At 70.1% G+C, this 2399-nt stretch carries 2 protein-coding genes and 1 pseudogene; 1 reads left to right on the top strand and 2 read right to left on the bottom strand.

Translation table 11 applies throughout. The features are described 5' to 3' along the window. Positions 1 to 1000, bottom strand: a 1000-nt coding sequence (locus GA0115259_RS03525) for an AAA domain-containing protein (protein ID WP_161230273.1), incomplete at its 3' end; no start/stop codon positions are given. A gap of 382 nt (positions 1001 to 1382) precedes the next feature. Further along, positions 1383 to 1559, bottom strand: a pseudogene (locus GA0115259_RS41455) (flavoprotein); the annotation flags it as partial. 179 nt (positions 1560 to 1738) lie between these two features. On the opposite strand from GA0115259_RS41455, the gene GA0115259_RS03515 reads away from it, so the two are divergent. After that, positions 1739 to 2399, top strand: a 661-nt coding sequence (locus GA0115259_RS03515; RefSeq protein WP_107469132.1) for an SCO2400 family protein, incomplete at its 3' end; no start/stop codon positions are given.

The raw sequence follows: 2399 nt of genomic DNA, 5'->3' as shown, positions 1-2399 counted from the left end.
CCAGTCCCGCGCGCGCCGCGACGCCCGCCAGCTTCGCGCGGGCGGCGGCCAGGCGTCCGCTCAGCTCATCGATCCGCGCCGTGGCCTCGCTCGCCCGCTGCCGGGCCGCCGCGCCTCGCAGCCGTTCGTCCGCGGCCGTCGCTTCGGCCTCGGCGAGGCTTTTCCGCAGGGCGGCGAGCTGGGCCTCCTTCCGCTTGGCGAAGAGCCCTCCGGGCGTGCCGACCTTATGGATCTTGAGACGGTCTTCCGCCACGGCGGCTTCGGCCCGCAGTACCTTCTGTTCAGCGTCCGCCTGCGACTCGACGGCTTCCGTGCGGGCCGTACGGGACGATGTGAGGTCCGCGTCCAGGGATCGCGCCTCGTCGTGCAGGGCGAGGGCGGCGCGCGCCTTCTTGAGAGATTCCGTCGCCTCGGTGAGGGCTTCGTCCAACTGTGCGGCGATCCGGGCCGTGATGCGTCCGGTATCGACGTACTCGCCGTACCGTTCACGCAAGGACGGCAGTTCGATGTCGCCCGCGCGCTGCACCAGACCGTCTCCGAAGCCGTCCTCGCCCGCGAGGAGATCACAGATGCGCTCCAGCGCCTGGTCGACCGCGACTCTCGTCGGCGCGAGGAAAAGGACGTTCAGCCCTTGCCGGTGATTGCCCTCGACCACATGCCCGACGACATCCGTCTTTCCTGTGCCCGGCGGCCCCCACAAGAAGAGGGCCTGGCTCGCCAACGCGTGTGCGACGGCGAGCCGTTGACGCGAATTCAGCTGCAACTTCTGCCAATTCGCCACCCATCGGCCCGGGTCGGGCTCGTGTGTGACGACAGGATTTCCCCGTCCCACGATCCATCCGGCGCTCTCGGTTCGCACAAGGCTGTCGGGCTGCCCGACCGATTCGAGGCGCTCGGCGACGACGACCAGACCGGCCGAGTCGTCCTTACGGATCTGGACGTTGCGAACGGACCGTCCCAAGTCCTCGGCGGTGATCAGCCGCACGCTGCCGTCCGGCATGCGCGCTGCCTCCGCGGTCGCCCAGGAGCCGCGCGAGGTCGAGGCACGTACCAGTACGGAAGTACCGTCGAGTGACGGGTGCCATCTCTTGCATCCGAATATGTACTCGAACCGCCCCGCGGAAGAGGACACGAAGCGACCGCTGGACAGCGACACCTTCTGTGCGTCCTTTCCGTCACCGCGCCGCTCCGCCTGTATTTCCGAACGCACGGCTGCCAGCAGTTCCGTCACCGGATACGGCCGCTCGTCCCGCGCCATACGCGCACCCCCCGGTATTCACACGATCGGGTCAAGGACTCTACGCGCGCGGTGGCCGGGAGCGAAAACCTTCCGGCCACGGTCTCGACGGGCCCGGCCACGGTCTCAACAGGCCCGGCCACGGTAGGGCCAGGGTGCCGGAGATCCCGGCCGCCCACTTGTTGACCGTGTTGAAGGTCGCCGGAGCCACGGCGATCGCGTCCGCCGGCGGGAGCGGGCGGTGCTCGCGTGTCTGAAGGCGTGAGTCCCGAAGGCGTGAGTCCTGAAGGCGTGAGCTCTGAAGCAGCCGCTGAAGATCCATCCAGGAGCCGCTGAAGAACCGCCGAGGAGCCGTCGGCGAAGAATCTTCGCGAGAGCAACACACAGTCGACGCACGGCCTCCCGCGCGTGCCGTTACGTTGTTGCCCGCTCGATCCTGAGTGCGAACTTGAACAGGTCGCCGGATTCCCTGGTGGCGCAGTCAGCACAGAAAGATCGCGGATGGACTACTGCTCCTCGTGCCGTCGGACCCTCAACGGGGCACTGGTGTGCCCCGGGTGCGGCGCGTACGCCCCGGACATCGCGCCTCCTGGCCACCGTCTCCACGCCCCCCACGACCGCAACACGGCGCCGGCGACCGTGCTGGCGGCGGAGGTGTGGCCCACTCAGAAGCCCGCGGCGGCCTGGGCGTCTCACCTCGACGCGGAGCCGATCGCATCGACCGCACCGGACACGCCGGACGCGCCGTACGCCGTGCCGTCGAGCGGCGCCGAGCACACCGATCCCGCGACACAGGGCCGCGCCGCCCGGCGCCGTCAACTGGCGCGCTGGAAGAAGCAGCGCCGCCGGGCCGCGGTCGCGTCGACCGTCGCGCTCGTCGGAGGCGGTCTGACGCTCGCCGTACTGCCGTCCCGCCCGTCCACCGGCCACGACGCGCAGGCCTCCTCGACACCGGAGCCGCAGGCCACGGCCACCACACTGGCGGACGCCACCGACACCGACTCGTCCTCCATACGGCCGAGCACCCGCGATCAGCAGGGCTCCGCCACCAGTACCGGCACCGGCTCCCACCCGTCCGCGATCACGGGCCCACCACGGAAGACCACCACCCTGGTGGCCTCCACCACAACAAAGAGCCCACGCCAAACCGCTGCCGCTGCCC

The sequence above is a fragment of the Streptomyces sp. MnatMP-M17 genome, from assembly GCF_900091995.1.
Classification (GTDB): domain Bacteria; phylum Actinomycetota; class Actinomycetes; order Streptomycetales; family Streptomycetaceae; genus Streptomyces.
This window is presented reverse-complemented; position numbering and strand designations above follow the sequence as displayed.